Source organism: Cellulophaga geojensis KL-A (genome assembly GCF_000568425.1).
GTDB classification, from domain to species: Bacteria; Bacteroidota; Bacteroidia; order Flavobacteriales; family Flavobacteriaceae; genus Cellulophaga; species Cellulophaga lytica.
The window spans coordinates 52,917-69,123 of record NZ_ARZX01000008.1; the positions used below are offsets into that span (position 1 = coordinate 52,917).

The 16,207-nt window shown below is 33.2% G+C and carries 13 protein-coding genes; 4 read left to right on the top strand and 9 right to left on the bottom strand.

What is annotated here, in order from left to right:
- Positions 1-35 precede the first annotated feature (35 nt).
- Together KLA_RS07975 and secDF are read left to right on the top strand one after the other, a co-directional pair.
- Positions 36-962: a malate dehydrogenase gene (locus KLA_RS07975; RefSeq protein WP_013621857.1), complete on the top strand. Its 927-nt coding sequence runs from the start codon at positions 36-38 to the stop codon at positions 960-962.
- Between the two features lie 145 nt (positions 963-1,107).
- Positions 1,108-4,107: a protein translocase subunit SecDF gene (secDF, locus tag KLA_RS07980; RefSeq protein WP_034644930.1), complete on the top strand. Its 3,000-nt coding sequence runs from the start codon at positions 1,108-1,110 to the stop codon at positions 4,105-4,107.
- Between the two features lie 54 nt (positions 4,108-4,161).
- Here secDF and KLA_RS07985 read toward each other — a convergent pair whose 3' ends face one another.
- From KLA_RS07985 to folE, 7 genes are all read right to left on the bottom strand, one after another.
- The gene (locus KLA_RS07985; RefSeq protein ID WP_034644931.1) at positions 4,162-5,400 is read right to left on the bottom strand and encodes an ATP-binding cassette domain-containing protein; all 1,239 of its coding nucleotides are present in this window, start codon (positions 5,398-5,400) and stop codon (positions 4,162-4,164) included.
- Positions 5,401-5,410: 10 nt separating this feature from the next.
- Entirely contained in the window at positions 5,411-5,929 is a 519-nt protein-coding gene (locus tag KLA_RS07990; protein WP_034644932.1) for a GNAT family N-acetyltransferase, read from the bottom strand.
- 5 nt (positions 5,930-5,934) lie between these two features.
- A complete protein-coding gene (locus KLA_RS07995; protein WP_013621861.1) occupies positions 5,935-6,426 on the bottom strand; it encodes a DUF192 domain-containing protein in 492 nt (163 codons plus the stop codon).
- A 1-nt stretch (position 6,427) separates the two neighbouring features.
- On the bottom strand, positions 6,428-7,384 hold the full coding sequence (gene lgt, locus KLA_RS08000) for a prolipoprotein diacylglyceryl transferase (protein WP_013621862.1): 957 nt from the start codon (positions 7,382-7,384) through the stop codon (positions 6,428-6,430).
- A 101-nt stretch (positions 7,385-7,485) separates the two neighbouring features.
- Positions 7,486-7,710 (bottom strand): membrane protein insertion efficiency factor YidD, encoded by a 225-nt coding sequence (yidD, locus tag KLA_RS08005; RefSeq protein WP_034644933.1) that lies wholly within the window; start codon positions 7,708-7,710, stop codon positions 7,486-7,488.
- A gap of 11 nt (positions 7,711-7,721) precedes the next feature.
- Positions 7,722-9,206 (bottom strand): cysteine--tRNA ligase, encoded by a 1,485-nt coding sequence (gene cysS, locus KLA_RS08010; RefSeq protein ID WP_013621864.1) that lies wholly within the window; start codon positions 9,204-9,206, stop codon positions 7,722-7,724.
- 15 nt (positions 9,207-9,221) lie between these two features.
- On the bottom strand, positions 9,222-9,902 hold the full coding sequence (gene folE, locus KLA_RS08015; protein WP_013621865.1) for a GTP cyclohydrolase I FolE: 681 nt from the start codon (positions 9,900-9,902) through the stop codon (positions 9,222-9,224).
- Positions 9,903-10,039: 137 nt separating this feature from the next.
- Between folE and KLA_RS08020 the strand changes: the two genes are divergently transcribed.
- Positions 10,040-11,839, top strand: coding sequence for a T9SS type B sorting domain-containing protein (locus KLA_RS08020; protein ID WP_034644934.1), 1,800 nt, complete (start codon positions 10,040-10,042; stop codon positions 11,837-11,839).
- 128 nt (positions 11,840-11,967) lie between these two features.
- Positions 11,968-13,350 carry a T9SS type B sorting domain-containing protein gene (locus KLA_RS08025; RefSeq protein ID WP_013621867.1) on the top strand — a complete coding sequence of 461 codons (1,383 nt, stop codon included), beginning with the start codon at positions 11,968-11,970 and terminating at the stop codon, positions 13,348-13,350.
- Between the two features lie 76 nt (positions 13,351-13,426).
- Here KLA_RS08025 and KLA_RS08030 read toward each other — a convergent pair whose 3' ends face one another.
- Both KLA_RS08030 and KLA_RS08035 read right to left on the bottom strand, forming a co-directional pair.
- Positions 13,427-14,929 (bottom strand): OmpP1/FadL family transporter, encoded by a 1,503-nt coding sequence (locus KLA_RS08030; protein ID WP_034644937.1) that lies wholly within the window; start codon positions 14,927-14,929, stop codon positions 13,427-13,429.
- Positions 14,930-14,972: 43 nt separating this feature from the next.
- Complete coding sequence (locus KLA_RS08035; RefSeq protein WP_235183525.1) at positions 14,973-16,166, bottom strand: hypothetical protein; 1,194 nt, start codon at positions 16,164-16,166, stop codon at positions 14,973-14,975.
- Between the last annotated feature and the right edge of the window lie 41 nt (positions 16,167-16,207).

Consider the following 16,207-nt stretch of genomic DNA (forward strand, 5'->3'; position numbering starts at 1 on the left):
TAAACAAATCATTAAAAAATTAAATATATATACTTATGAAAGTAACGGTAGTAGGTGCAGGTGCAGTAGGCGCTAGTTGTGCAGAATACATTGCAATTAAAAATTTTGCATCGGAAGTTGTTGTGTTAGATATTAAAGAAGGTTTTGCAGAAGGTAAGGCAATGGATTTAATGCAAACAGCATCTTTAAACGGTTTTGACACTAAAATTGTTGGTTCTACTAATGATTACTCTAAGACTGCAGGTTCTGATATTGCTGTTATTACTTCAGGTATTCCTCGTAAACCAGGAATGACAAGAGAAGAGTTAATTGGTATTAATGCAGGTATTGTTAAAACCGTATCAGAAAACTTAATTAAACATTCTCCTAATGTAATTTTAATAGTTGTAAGTAACCCAATGGATACTATGACTTATTTAGTACATAAAACTACTGGCTTACCAAAAAACAGAATTATTGGTATGGGTGGTGCTTTAGATAGCGCACGTTTTAAATACAGATTAGCAGAGGCTTTAGAGGCTCCTATTTCTGATGTAGACGGTATGGTTATAGGTGGACATAGTGATACTGGTATGGTGCCATTAACAGCACACGCAACTAGAAATAGCGTTAAAGTATCTGAGTTTTTATCTGAAGAAAGATTGGAGCAAGTTGCTGCAGATACTAAAGTAGGTGGTGCTACATTAACTAAGTTGTTAGGAACTAGTGCTTGGTATGCTCCTGGTGCTGCAGTTTCTGGTTTAGTACAAGCCATTGCTTGTGACCAAAAGAAAATGTTCCCTTGCTCTACTTTATTAGAAGGTGAGTATGGTTTAAATGACCTTTGTATTGGTGTACCTGTTATTTTAGGTAAAGATGGTATAGAGAAAATAGTAGAAATTGAACTTAGCGACGCTGAAAAGGCAAAAATGCAAGAAAGTGCTGCTGGTGTTTCTAAAACAAACGGACTTTTAGAATTATAATATTTATAAGAAAAAGGGCTTAATAAGGGTGACAAATTTATTTGTTCACCCTTATTTTATATAATATTATAAATATATTGGCATTTCATATCTTAAATGATATATTTGCACGCTATATAAAATTACCAATAATAAACAAAAACTAATGTATAATAAAGGACTTATAAAGCTGTTTGCTTTTTTATTTGGGATCGTAAGTATCTATCAATTATCCTATACTTTTATAAGTAGTAAGATTGAAAATGAAGCAGCAACTTATGCAGCGAGCAAAATTTCTGAATCTGATAAAGATTTTGCAAGCAAGAGAGAGGCATTGGAAATTAAATACTTAGACTCAATTGGGAGCGAATCTGTTTTTGGATTTACATCTTACAATGAAGCTAAGAAGAAAGAATTAAACAAGGGTCTTGACCTTAAAGGTGGTATTAATGTAACGCTTCAAATTAAGATAAAAGATATCTTATCTGGTTTGGCAAATAACACTAAAAACCCTGTTTTTCTTAAATCTTTAGAAGATGCAGATGAGGCGTCTAAAAGCAGTGATAAAACATATGTAGACTTGTTTTTTGAAGCTTTTGATGCAAATAAAGGTGATACTAAGTTAGCTTCTCCAGATATTTTCTTCACAAAATCATTAAGTGAAGAAATAAAAACTATGGATGCTTCTGATGAACAGGTAAAATCTATAATCCGTAAAAAGATTGATGAGTCTGTAGAATCTGCTTTTGAAGTATTAAGAGAACGTATTGATGGTTTTGGTGTAACACAACCAAACATACAAAGAGAAGGTACTTCTGGGCGTATTTTAGTAGAGTTACCAGGAGCTAAAGATAAGGCAAGAGCGCAAGAGTTACTTTCTAGTACAGCTCAATTAGAGTTTTGGGAAACGTATCCTAAAAACGATCCTAACGTTATGCAGTTTATAAACGCTGCTAATGAAAAATTAAGATCTTTGGTAGATACAAAAACTGCTACTGCAGAAGATACTGAGTCTAAACCAGAATCTGAAATTGATTCTTTATTATCTGATGTTACTCAGGATTCTTTAGATGTAGCTAGTCAAATAAACCCTTTAGGAGATTTAATAAAAGGTATTCCTAATAGTTTTGCTGTTGCGGAATTTGCAATTAAAGATACGGCTAAGGTTAATGAGTACCTTAATATGCCAGAAATTAAAAGATTAATTCCAAATGCAATACAACATGTTAAATTTGCTTGGGAGCGTCCTTCTAAGGGTTCTGAAGTTGTTGGTCTTTTTGCATTAAAAGGTAATAGAGATAATACTCCTAAAATGAGTGGGGATGTAGTTAGTGCTGCACGTGCTCAGTTCGATCAGTTTAACAGACCAGCTGTTGGTATGGATATGAACGTTAAAGGAGCTAAGCAATGGCAAAAGTTTACAAGTGAGGTTAACTTAAACCAAACTGGTATTGCTGTAGTTTTAGATAATAGAGTATACACTGCTCCAGGTTGTTCTGTAGTTGGTGGTATATCTGGTGGTAGTACAGAAATCTCTGGAGATTTTACTATTACAGAAACTAAGGATATTGCAAATGTTCTTAGAGCTGGTAAGTTACCTGCAAGAGCAGACATCATTCAGTCAGAAGTAGTTGGACCATCATTAGGTCATGAATCTATAAACAGTGGTTTAATGTCTTTCTTAATTGCAATGGCATTAGTACTTGTTTGGATGATTTTTTATTATGGTAAAGCTGGTGTAGCTGCAGATATTGCATTGTTATTAAACATATTGTTAATATTTGGAGTTCTAGTAAGTTTAGATGCTGTGTTAACATTGCCAGGTATTGCTGGTATTGTTTTAACAATTGGTATGTCTGTAGATGCAAACGTTCTTATTTTTGAACGTATAAAAGAAGAACTAGCAAAAGGAAAAGGACAGTCATTAGCAATTTCTGATGGTTTTGGTAATGCACTATCTTCTATTTTAGATGCAAACATTACAACTGGTTTAACTGCAATTATCTTGTTTATATTTGGTTCTGGACCAATTAAAGGTTTTGCTACTACTTTATTAATTGGTATTGCTACGTCTTTATTTACTGCAATATTTGTTACTAGATTATTTATTGAGGGTTATACTGGAGCTAAAGGAAAAGTATTGGAGTTTTGTACAGGTTTAACTAGAAACCTTTTCAAAAATTTAAGTATTAACTTTTTAAAGAAAAGAAAAATTGCATACATTTTTTCTGGAGCTTTAATAGTTATTGCATTATTTTCTTTACTTACTACTGGTTTACAACAAGGTGTAGATTTTGTTGGAGGTAGAACATATCAAGTTCGTTTTGATCAAAGTGTAAATACTTCAGAAATTTCATCAAACTTAACTGAGATTTTTGGTAGCGGTACTAACGTAAAAACTTTTGGTGAGGATAATCAAATAATGATTACTACATCATACAAAGTAGATGCAGAAGATATTGCTGTTGATGAAGAAATTCAAGAAAAATTATTTACGTCATTACAAAACTTATTGCCTAGTGGTTTAACATTAGAGGAATTTAATAATGGAGGTACAGAAGATGTATCTATAGGTATATTAAAATCTAAAAAAGTAGGACCAACTATTGCAGATGATATCAAAAAGAATGCTGTTTGGGCAATTTTAGGTTCGTTATTTGTAGTGTTCTTATATATCTTATTCCGTTTCCGTAAATGGCAATTCTCTTTAGGAGCTGTTGTAGCGGTATTCCATGATGTATTAGTTGTACTAGGTGTTTTCTCTTTATTAGGTAAGGTTATGCCTTTTAATATGGAAATAGATCAAGCATTTATTGCGGCAATATTAACAGTTATTGGTTACTCATTAAATGATACCGTTGTTGTTTTTGACCGTATTAGAGAAATAGTAAAAGAAAGAGGATGGAGTTCTGGTAATAATGTAGGTTTAGCATTAAACAGTACATTAAGTAGAACATTAAATACTTCTTTAACTACGTTAGTAGTATTACTAGCTATCTTTATTTTTGGTGGTGAATCTTTAAGAGGATTTATGTTTGCTATGATAATTGGTGTTATTGTGGGTACATATTCATCTTTATTTATTGCAACACCTGTTATGTTTGATACATTAAAGAAAAGAATACAATCAGGTAAAGAAGATGTTGTTGTAAAAGACAAAGAGTAATTCTTTAATCTGTAAAATATATAAAAAGCTGCTTACAATATGTAAGCAGCTTTTTTATTTTAGTCTTTTGGCGTTAGATCCGTTTGGGGTAATTTGTAACTCTAAAATAGATCTAGGCTCTAAATTTGGTTCTTTTCGGTGTGATACAAAAACAATTGCTGTTTGCTTATTGCTAGCTATTTGGTTAACTAAGCTTATAAATAATGTGGCACTCTCATCATCTAAACCAGCGGTTGGCTCATCTAAAATTAAAAGTAAAGGTTGCTTTACTATTGCTCTTAATAACATAGCTAACCTTTGTTGGCCAACAGTAGCCTCATTAAATAATTTATTTTTTAAAGTAGATAGCTGTGCAATTTTTAACCATTTTTCTGCTTCGCTTTTTTGTGTTTCTGTAGGTTTAGTATAAAGGCCAATAGCATCTGTAAAACCACCAATAACCATATGTAGTAAGCTGTGGTTTCCTTTAAAACTATCTACTAATGACGGTGTAAAGTAACCAATCTTCTTTTTTATATCCCAAATACTTTCTCCTGTTCCTTTTTTGTTGCCAAACAAGTATAGTTCTTGTCCGTAGCCTTTACTGTTTTCTCCGGTAATCATAGATAATAATGTAGTTTTACCACTGCCATTTTTACCTATAAGTTGCCAAAAATCACCTTTACAAATACTCCAACTAATATTGTTTAGTATTTGTTTGTTGTTATAAGCTACTGATACATTTTTAAACCTAATAAGTTCATTGTCTTTATAATTAACTACGTTATTATTTTTAGGTATTGTAAGCGTTTTTAATGGCGTATTTTTTTGTCTTGAAGCTTTGTATGCTTGTAAAGAAGAGTAGGCAGTAAGCCTGTTTTTATGTAGTTTGTATATGTTACTTTTTACAGGTAAAACATCTTCTTGTCTGCTAATAATTAAAATAAGGTTTACATTTTTAGAAATGTTAATTAGTAGTTTTTTTAGTATTGTTTGGTAGGCAATGTCTAAATTATCATAAGGGTTATCTAAAACAATGTATTCTGGTTTTTGGGTAAGTATATAATTTAGTAACGCTTTTTTTTGTTCGCCACTAGACATAGATTTTAGGCTTTGTTTAGTGTGTTTGGTAATTGTTTTTATATCGTGTATTTCTTCTTCTTTAATAAACTTATGTATTTCAGCTTTAGAAAAGAACAGTACTTTTTTGTTGCTAAGGAAATTAAAATCAGCATTATTTTTTTTAGATAAGCTATCAATAAACAATTTAGTGTTAGATTGGTTGCTAGTAAATATGGTAATGTGATGTTGCATTTTACTGCTTTTATTTAAAAACTCTATAAATATGAACTGGGTTATTGCAATAACTTGTTGTTTTGCTTAAGTGCATACCGTTAGCAATAGCAACTTTTTGTGACGGTATATTATCTATATGAATAATAGATATTAATGAATCTGTAAAATTATGCTTAAAAGCATATTCTTTACATTTTACAGCAGCTTCTGTAGCATAACCTTTTCTCCAGTATTTTGGCAAAATAGAATATCCTATCTCTAACTCATCAATATCATCTACAGTTTGTACTAATAAACCGCACAAACCAATAAGTTTGTTAGTTTTTTTGGAAATAAGCGCATTCATACCACCAAGATTATATTGGTAGCGTTCAAAAGCTCTGTTAAATTGCTGCTTGCACGCAACAATGGGGTCTGTAGGTAAGCCGTCCCAAAACTCAGATGATCTAGGGTCTTTATGAAAAGGAAGCCAATCATTAAAATGGTTTTGCTCTAATTTTCTAAATAATAACCTTTCAGAAGATTCGCCATTTAGAAGATATTTCATAATGCTTATAGTCTTGTAAAATCTATTTTGTCACCTACCTCTAACATGTATTTTTCAGACAAGCCTGCATTAATTTCTAAGACATACATAACAGGAACTTTGCTAGATAAGCCAGTTTCATCTAGTGGTTTTGCATTTTCTTGAAAACTGGCAATACGCAGGTTTTCATCTATATAAATAATGTCTAAAGCTATTTTAGTATTTTTCATATAAAAAGAATGCATTCTAGAGTCAGGAAAAATAAATAACATTCCTTGGTTTTCCTTCATGCTAGTTCTTTCCATTAAACCAGTTTGTGTTTCATAATCAGTTTCAGCAATTTCTATGTCTAGTGTAAGTGCTTTACTGTTGTTGGTACTTTTTGTAATAGTTAATGTTCCCTCTTTTGTAAAAGTTGGTTCTGGAGTTTTTATAACCTCGGTTTTTCCATCTTTACAACTTGTAATTAAGCCGCAGCATATTAGAACTAAAAAAGTATAGTATTTTAAGGTTTTCATATTAAGCTTTTTTAGGTCTAAATACAAAATAAGCGCCTATTAGTATAAAAGGAATACTTAGCCATTGCCCTGTAGATAATGTGCCTAAAGACTCTTCAAAACCACCTTGACTTTTCTTTACAAACTCTACAAAGAAACGTATAGTCCACAATAGCATTAAAAATAAACCAAATAAAAAGCCTGATTTGTCTTTTTTATCTGTTTTCCAGTAAAAGTATGATAAAATAATAAATACAAAAATATAGCAAACACCTTCATACAATTGTGCAGGGTGTCTAAATGGTATACTTTCTAAAATTGAAGCAAATTTTGGGTTGTTTTCAATGGCGTTGTATGCAGCATTAACTGTTCTTTCTTTAGTTAGTGCTAATGCTCTTGAGGCAGGCATATCATCAGAATCTCGTATAAATTTTGTAGCAAAAACAAATGTTTTTTCTGTGATTTTACCATTAATCTCAGAATTAAAAAAGTTTCCTAGTCTTACAAAAAATGCGCCAATTGAAACAGGTACAACTAACCTATCTAAAAGCCATAAAATTTTATAGTCTGGGTACTTTCTGCTGTATAAATACATGCCAATAATAACACCTAATGCAGCACCGTGACTAGCAAGACCGGCAAAGCCTGTAAACTCATAGCCAGTTATTATTCCAAATAGTCTTCCGCTAGGGTTTTCTCTAATTGGAAGTAAAATCTCTATTAGGTGATTTTGGTAGTATGCCCAGTCATAAAAGAATACATGACCTAAACGAGCCCCCAGCATAGTAGCAATAACTGTGTATAAAAATAGAGAGTCTAATTGCTCTATTGGTTTTTTCTCGTTAGTAAAAATCTTTTTTATAATTACCCATCCTAAGGCAAAAGAGGTAATCCATAATAGGTTATAGTATTTTATTTGTATTTCCCCAATGTTGAATAAAGTTTCGTTAGGGTTCCATAATATACTTAAAAAATGCATCTATTTTTCTTTTTGTGAATGGCTAAGATACGTATTTTGAATAAGGGGTTAAAAAAGAAAATGTGATTATAAGTTAATTTTATCTTATTCTTTTTTACGAACTAAGGAACGGGGTCATATCCGCTACCGCCCCAAGGATGACAGCTAAAAATACGTTTAGTTGCTAGCCAACCTCCTTTAAATAATCCGTGCTTTTTTAAGGCTTCTAGAGTGTATTGTGAGCACGTTGGTGAATACCTGCAACTAGCAGGAGTTAAAGGTGATATAACAGTTTGATATATTTTTACTAATAGAAGAAAAGGTGCTATCAGTATTTTTTTTATCATTTTAGTTTGTTTTATGATGCACTAAACGTAGTACCATCTTTACCATCTTTTAATTGTATACCTATAGCTAATAATTGGTCACGTATTTGATCTGATAATGCAAAGTCTTTATTACTACGTGCATCATTACGTAATTGTATTAGCAAGTTTACTACTTCTTCTAGTTTTTCTGAGTTGCCATTAGCGTCTTCATTAACGCCAGTAAGTCCTAAAATATCAAAAGCAAAAGTGTTTAGTGTATTTTCTAATAACTCTTTGTCTTCTTTGGTGATAGTTTCTTTACCGTCTTTTATAAGGTTAATGTGTTTTACTGCTTCAAATAAATGTGCAATTAAAATTGGCGAGTTAAAATCGTCATTCATTGCATCATAACATTTCTGTTGCCAAGCAGCTACATCAAATTCAGTTTTACTGCCAGTCTCTATTGCTTTTAAAGATGTAATAGCCTCCATTAGTTTTAGGTATCCTTTTTCAGAAGCCAACAAGGCATCATTGCTAAGGTCTAAAATGCTAGTGTAATGTGCTTGCATCATAAAAAAGCGAACCGCAGATGGAGAAAAAGCTTTGCTTAAAATATTATTGTCTCCACTAAATATCTCGTTCGGATAAATGTTATTGTCTGTAGATTTAGACATTTTTTTACCGTTAAGCGTAAGCATATTTGCGTGTAACCAATAGTTTACTGGAGCAGATCCGTTACTAGCTTGTGCTTGTGCAATTTCGCACTCATGATGCGGAAATTTTAAATCCATACCACCACCATGTATATCAAAAGTTTCACCTAAATATTTTGTGCTCATTGCGGTACACTCTAAATGCCAACCCGGAAAACCATCTCCCCAAGGAGAAGGCCAACGCATAATATGTTCTGGTTCTGCTTTTTTCCAAAGGGCAAAATCTTGTGGATTTTTCTTATCACTTTGCGCTGCCAATTCTCTTGTATTGGCAATCATATCTTCTAGTTTTCTACCGCTTAAAATTCCGTAGTCGTTTGTTTTATTAAATTCAACAACATCAAAATATACAGAGCCATTAACCTCATAAGCAAATCCTTTTTCAATAATTTCCTTAATAATTTCTATTTGCTCTATAATGTGTCCGGTTGCAGTAGGTTCTATACTAGGAGGTAAAAAATTAAATTTTTGTAATGTATTGTGAAAATCTACGGTGTAGCGTTGTACTACCTCCATAGGTTCTATTTGCTCTAAGCGTGCTTTTTTTGCAATTTTATCTTCTCCTTCGTCTGCATCATCAACTAAATGCCCAGCATCTGTTATATTACGTACATAGCGTACTTTATACCCTAAATGCTTAAAGTATCTAAAAATCATATCAAAAGACATAAACGTACGGCAATTACCTAAGTGTACATTGCTGTAAACTGTTGGCCCACACACGTACATACCAATGTGCCCATCGTTTATAGGTTTAAACTCTTCTTTTTTTCCAGAAAGGGAATTGTAAACTTTTATTGTCTGATTTTTATATAGTTGCATTATGGCTAAAAGGAATTAAAAGTTGGTGTCTAGCTTTATATAATCTAAAAATTCTTTACGGGTAGCTTGTTCTTTAAATTTACCGCCATACTCTGCAGTAACAGTGCTACTTTGTATATCTCTAATACCTCTAGAGTTTACGCAAAGGTGTTTTGCATCTATAACGCAAGCTACATCTTCAGTTCCTAAAACCTCTTGTAATTCTCTAACAATTTGTATGTTTAGTCTTTCTTGTACTTGTGGCCTTTTTGCATAATAATCTACAATACGGTTCATTTTAGATAAACCAACAACAGTACCATTAGAGATGTAGGCAACGTGTGCAATACCTACTATTGGTAACAGGTGATGTTCACAAGTAGAGTAAAGAGTTATGTTTTTTTCTACCAACATTTCTCCGTACTTGTATTTATTATCAAACGAAGAAGATTTTGGTTTTCTTTCAGGGTTTAATCCACCAAAAATATCTTTAACAAACATTTTAGCAACACGTTTAGGAGTGTCATTTAAACTGTCGTCTGTTAAGTCCATTCCTAAAGTCGTTAATATATCTCTAACGCTGGCTTGTATTTTTTCTATCTTTTGGTCGTCATTAAGATCAAAAGCGTCTTCTCTTAAAGGGGTGTCTTCAGCTGCAGATAAATGGTCGTTATCCATTTCTTCATCAAACCCTTCTATGGTGCTTTCTATTTTCATCAGCCTAAAATTTTTTAGAAATGCAAAGATATACATATTATGGCATTTAATGTTATAGTTTAAGGTGTTTGACAACATTAATTAGTGCTAAAGTTTGTTAAGGTTTAGTTTTACATATCTCAAACTTTTATCAATTTATGAAAAGGTTTTATGCAATAGCGTTTTTTTTCTTTACGTTAGGGTTGCTTTCTGCTGGTGCGCAAGTGTCTGCAGATTGTAGCAATGCTATACCTATTTGTAATAATACGCCAACCAATGGAGGTACAGACGGTTATGGCGTAGATGATTTTGGTGGTGCTGCAGAAACAGGTTGTTTAGAGCGTACTTTGTCTGGAGCTATAGAGTCTAACTCTGCTTGGTATAGATTTAAAACTGGTGAAGCTGGGCAGTTGGGTTTTAATATTAGTTTTGATAGTGCAGAAGATTGGGATTATGCATTGTACAAAGCAAGTGATTGTGCTAATTTGGGAGACCCTGTACGATGTAATTTTTTTGATAATGGAGATGGAAATTCATTTACCGGAGTGGGAGAAGACCCAACAGGAGCAACAAATGTACAGTATGAAGATTGGTTAACAGTTGAAGCTGGTGAAGAATACTACTTATTAATTAATAATTTTAGCAATGTAAATTCAGGTTTTTCAATTCAGTTTTCTGGGCAAATATTTATAGATTACCCAAATACCGCATTAGATTGTTCTATTATTAACAACTTATTGGGCTCGCCAATTGCTGCTTGTGATGGGGATATTGTTAGGTTAGATGCTACAACACCAAATACAGCATCATACACTTGGTATAGAGATATTGGTTTAGGGTTTACAGAAATTTTAGGAGAAACAAATGCGTTTTTAGATGTAACCACAGATGCATTGTATAGAGTAGAAGTAGTTTTAAATACTGCAGATGTTATTATTAGTGATGTACAAGTGGCTTTTTCTACAGCGCCAACTACAAACCCAATTACGGATGTTACTTTGTGCCAAGAGGATTTACCCTTTAATTTAACTACTAAAAGTAGTGAAGCATTGGGAGGTCAGTCGGCATCAGATTTTATTATTAGCTACCACGCAACCCCTGCAGATGCTATTAATAATTCTTTGAGTTTACCAATGCAATACAGTCCTGCTGTTGGTGCAACTACTGTTTATGTTAGAACTACATCTGTAAAAAACCCTAAATGTTTTGATGTTTCAGAGGAATTTGAGTTTACAGTGGTAGAAACACCTATTAGTACAATAAATACAGAAGTTTTTTTGTGTGAAGGTGCAACTTCAGAAACAATAGGAGAAACAAATCCAAATGTAAATTACAGTTACAATTGGCAAAGCGGAGAAACAACACCTACTATACAAGTGTTTTCTGCAGGAACTTATGTTTTAGATATTAGTAGTGTAGCTTTTGGTGTAACTTGTGTAAATACAGTAGTTGTTGAAGTTGTTGTTGGGCAAACACCATCTATATCTAATGTGCTAATTGAAGATTTTAATGCTAATAATACCGTAACTGTAGAAACTGATATTGATGGAAATTTTGAATATCAAATTGATACTTTGCCAGTGCAGGATAGTAATGTTTTTACAAATGTTTCTGCTGGTGCTCATACGGTTACCATTATAGATAAAAATGGCTGCGGCTACGCTACAGAAGATATTGTAGTTGTTGGTTTTGATAATTATTTTACGCCTAACGGAGATGGTATAAACGATACTTGGAAAATAACCGGAATGGAATCTTTACAGCAGCCAGTTGTACATATTTTTGATAGATATGGGAAGTTATTAAAAGAATTAAAAGGTAGTGATACTTGGAATGGTACTTACGGAGGAAGATTACTACCAGAGTCTGACTATTGGTTTAAACTTAACTACATAAACACAGTAGGGGATAGGGTTACTGCAAAACATATTAGTAGTCATTTTACCTTAAAACGTTAAATTTTAACTTGAAGTAAAAATGGTATTTCGTCGATTATGCAAAAAAATATTCGACGTAATGCAATAAATTTTATTATTTGCCGCTTATAATATGGTTATGTAACATCCCAACCAATGCAATATTTTTTATGCGAGCACAATACAAACTAGTAGTAGGATTTCTTTTTTTTACACTAATTAGCAATGCGCAATTTACCCCAGATTGTAGGTCGTCTATACCAGTGTGCGGTGATGCACCAATTAGCGGTATAGCAGATGGCCGTGGAGATATAGATGATTTTGATCCAGATGTTATACGCCAAACAGGTTGTTTAGAAAAGGGTAGTAATAGTTCTGCAAATATAGAAAACAACACATCTTGGTATGTTTTTAGAGCTTTAAAAGATGGCACTATTGGGTTTGATATTTCTGCGGATACAGATACAGCAGAATGGGATTTTGCCGTATATGGCCCAGATACAGATTGTGCTAGTATAAGTAACGGTACTGCGCAGCCAGTACGTTGCAATTATGAAGCTAACAATACAGCTTTTACAGGTTTAGGTACCAACCCAGAATCTGGTCAAGAAGGTTTTTCTTTTGTTAAAGGAAGTAAAAATACATACGATGAATTGTTAGATATAGCAGAAGGTGAAATTTATTATATTTTAATAAATAACTACAATACTAATTTTGATGGAGATCCAGAACCTTTTACCTTAACTTTTACAGAAGATGTAGATGCGTTAGATTGTACGTTTAGAGATGAGTTTTTAGGGTTAGATGTAAATGCTTGTGAGGGAGATCCAGATGTGGTTTTAAATGCTTTTAGGTCTCCGGTAGGGCCAGATGTTGCAAGTGTTAGGTGGTCTGTAGATTATGATGATGATGGTACTATTGATGATCCAAATTTAGCAACAGGAACAGAATATACGGTTACTAGCCCAAATACAGGTAGGTATTTTGTAGAGATTACTACAGCTTCTGGAGCTCCGCCTACAGTTACAGATGATATTTTAATAAATTTTCACGCACCTCCAAATCCTGCTGATATAGAAATTACAGTTATAGATTATTTGGTAGATAGAAATAAAATAGAAGTTCTTGTTAATGGTACTAGTGAGTATGAATATGCTATTAATGGTGGAGAGTTTCAAGATGAAACACTTTTTCATGATGTGCCACCCGGACAAAATACTTTAATTGTAAATGATAAATATGGATGTGGTCAATCTGAAGAAATTCCGTTTTTAGTAATTGGCTATCCAAAGTTTTTTACTCCAAATGGAGATGGAGTACATGATGGCTGGAATGTTTTAGGTATTGAAGAGTTAGTAGACGCCAAAGTTTATATTTACGATAGGTATGGTAAACTTTTAAAACAACTAGGGCCTGGAGTAACTTGGAATGGTATGTTTAATGGTAAAAAAATGCCAGAATCTGATTATTGGTTTCGTATGGAATATGCAGAGCCAGAGGAAGGTGTAATTGTAGCTAAAACTCTGCAAAACCATTTTACTTTAAAAAGGTGATAAAAAATAAATAAATTATACAACTAAAAAAGCAGCCAAATAGGCTGCTTTTTTAGTTATATAATTGTGGTAAACTTTAAAAGTTTACAGTGTAACCTATAGTTACATTTGTGTTTGCTACATTTACTAAGGCTGGTGTTGTTAAGCCTGCATTAAATAGTTGTTTGTTTACATCTTGCTCTGTTCTATTATAAGCAATATCTAGCCTGTTAGGGCCAAAAGAGTAGCCAAAACCTAAAGAAAATCCGTTTAAATCACCAATAGTATATTCATCTTCATACGGACTTTGTTCATACCTGTAACCAGCTCTTAAACTAATATCTTTAATTCTGTACTCACCACCAAGTCTAACTGTAGAAACAGTTCCTAACTCATTAGATATCTCATCATTAGCAGCGGCAAAACCAGGATCGTTAGTAGGTTTAATTTCAGCCTGACTCATATCTTGAAAGCCGTAGTCTAAACTCAATAAACCATCTTTTCCAAATACCACAGCTAAACTACCAGTAACTTTACTAGGTGTTTTTATAGTGTATCTTTCATATACATTTATAATGTCAAAATTTATATAGTTTATGTCATCATCAGCCAAATCAGAAGAAATTCTTTGTGATGTATCATCTGTTAATCTGTACCAAGTAGGAGACTCATAACTGGCACCAACTCTTACCATATCGTTTAACTTAGCAATAGCGCCCAATGCAAATGAAAATCCATTACCTTCTGTATGTAAATAATTGTCAAAAGTAGTTCTGGTTATGTCTGTACCTACAGTGTAACCAGTTTCTGTAAACTCTGTGTACTTGTCATAGTTTATGCTATGAAAATTTAAAGATGCACCTAAATATAAATTGTCTTGGTATTGGGTGGCAAAATCTAAAATAAATTTACTGTTATATCCTGTAGTATTTTCAAAATAGTCTTGATTAACAGTATTGTAAGTTGCATTGCTTACATAGTCTATGTTATTGTCGTTAGCCTCATCTACAGGGTCTATAATACCTCCGTAGTAACCTAAAAATGCTTGCTGATCTACAAAACCTAAGTTTCTTCCAATATCTAAATAAGCTTCTTCTAGGTATTCTCCGTCTCTTTTAAGTAAAGGTCCAAAGGGCACACCATTAGCGTAGCTTAAAAAATACTGATCTATACCTTGGTTGCTAACACCAGATATAGAAAAATTATTATCAAAATTCTGAACCAAATCATAATTTGCAGCAATGGCAATTTTTTTCCAATCAGAGTTGTTAGACTTAAAAACTAATACACCACCAATTTGATTAATTTCTAGGTCGTTTCTTGTAGCCTCTCTGTTGGTTCCAAAATAATTTGCATCATTACTTTTATTGTAATTAGATAGCGTTGCAGAAAATAAATGATTGTTAAAAACTGCGGCACCAGCAGGATTTGTGTTTAGAGCAGATAAATCTCCACCTAAAGCTCCAAAAGCACCACTCATACCTTGGTAGCGTGCTGTACCAATAAGGTTTTGTTGGTTGTATTGTAGTACATCGTTTATATTTTGAGCACTAGCAATAGTACATACCAAGCCAAACGCTAAGGCGATATAATTTTTCATCCTTTGAGTTTTATAATTAGTTTTTGTTTAAAAATGTATGTGATTATCTACCTCTGCCTGAAGATCTACTGCTAGATGATCTACCGCCACCTGAAGAGGACCTTCCGCTAGATGAAGACCTACTGCTAGAAGAGCTTCTTGCAGAAGATGATCTAGAAGAACGACTACTACTTCTTCTTGTGGTTGTTCCGGAGCTTCTAGAGCTGCTTCCAGAGCTTCTGTATGTTCCAGAACTTCTTGATGAAGAAGATGGTCTTGTGTATGTAGAGCTAGATTTAGAAGACCTTGTGGTTCTAGTAGTTGTAGGTCTGCTAGAACTACTATTGCTGCTTCTGCTGTATGTATTACCTCTATTATATGTATTGCTTCTAGATGTACTGTACCTAGGTTGTGTTCTTGTGGTACGACTTGTTCTGTATGTTCTATTACGGTTTACTCCATCTACATTAACACTATTAGACCTGTAGCTGTTGTTGCTTCTGTATGATGTTGCAGATTTCCCAGATCTGTAATTTAAATTAGATCTAGATACACCTGTGTTTAGATTAGACCTGCTAGAACGTGAATATGCATTTCTATTGTTGGCATATATAACATTGTCATAACGTCCTCTTCTGCTGTTATTGTAAGCATAAGAGTTTCTTCCGTAATTATTATAGTATCTGTTGTAGTAAGGATTGTTAAATCTTCTGTTATAGTAAGGATTTCCCCATCCGTAGCCATAACCAAATCCACCCCAGCCCCATCCAAAGCTGTTGTAACCTCTATATCTCCAATTGTTCCATCCCCAATATGGACTTCCCCAGCTGTTATAAAAGCCAAATCCGCCATATCCGTATCCCCAAGGATCATAAAAACCTCCGTAGTTTGCCCATCCGTTGTCATGAATATTAATGCTAACCTGTGTTGCATTGTCTCCCCAACCTGGGTTTCCGTTGTAGTTATTTACTATTTCATCATCTTGCACATCACTGTAATACTCATCAACATCAGTAAAAACCTCTCCGTCTAAAATAGCGCTATACTCATTGGCTTGTTGTCCAAAAAAGTCTTGGTATTCACTATTGTTATTGTCAGGAGCTTGCTCTACCGTTTGTGTTGTGTTAGAGGAGTATATGCCGTCATTGTCATAATAAGAAGCTTCTTGGTAAGAACCACAAGAAACAATTAATGAGCCAACTACGATGCCAAAAGCAACTTTTTTTATTTTCTGGATGGATTGGGAATGTATCATCATATTAAATTTAATTGTTGTACAATGTAAAAATAGTTAGTTTT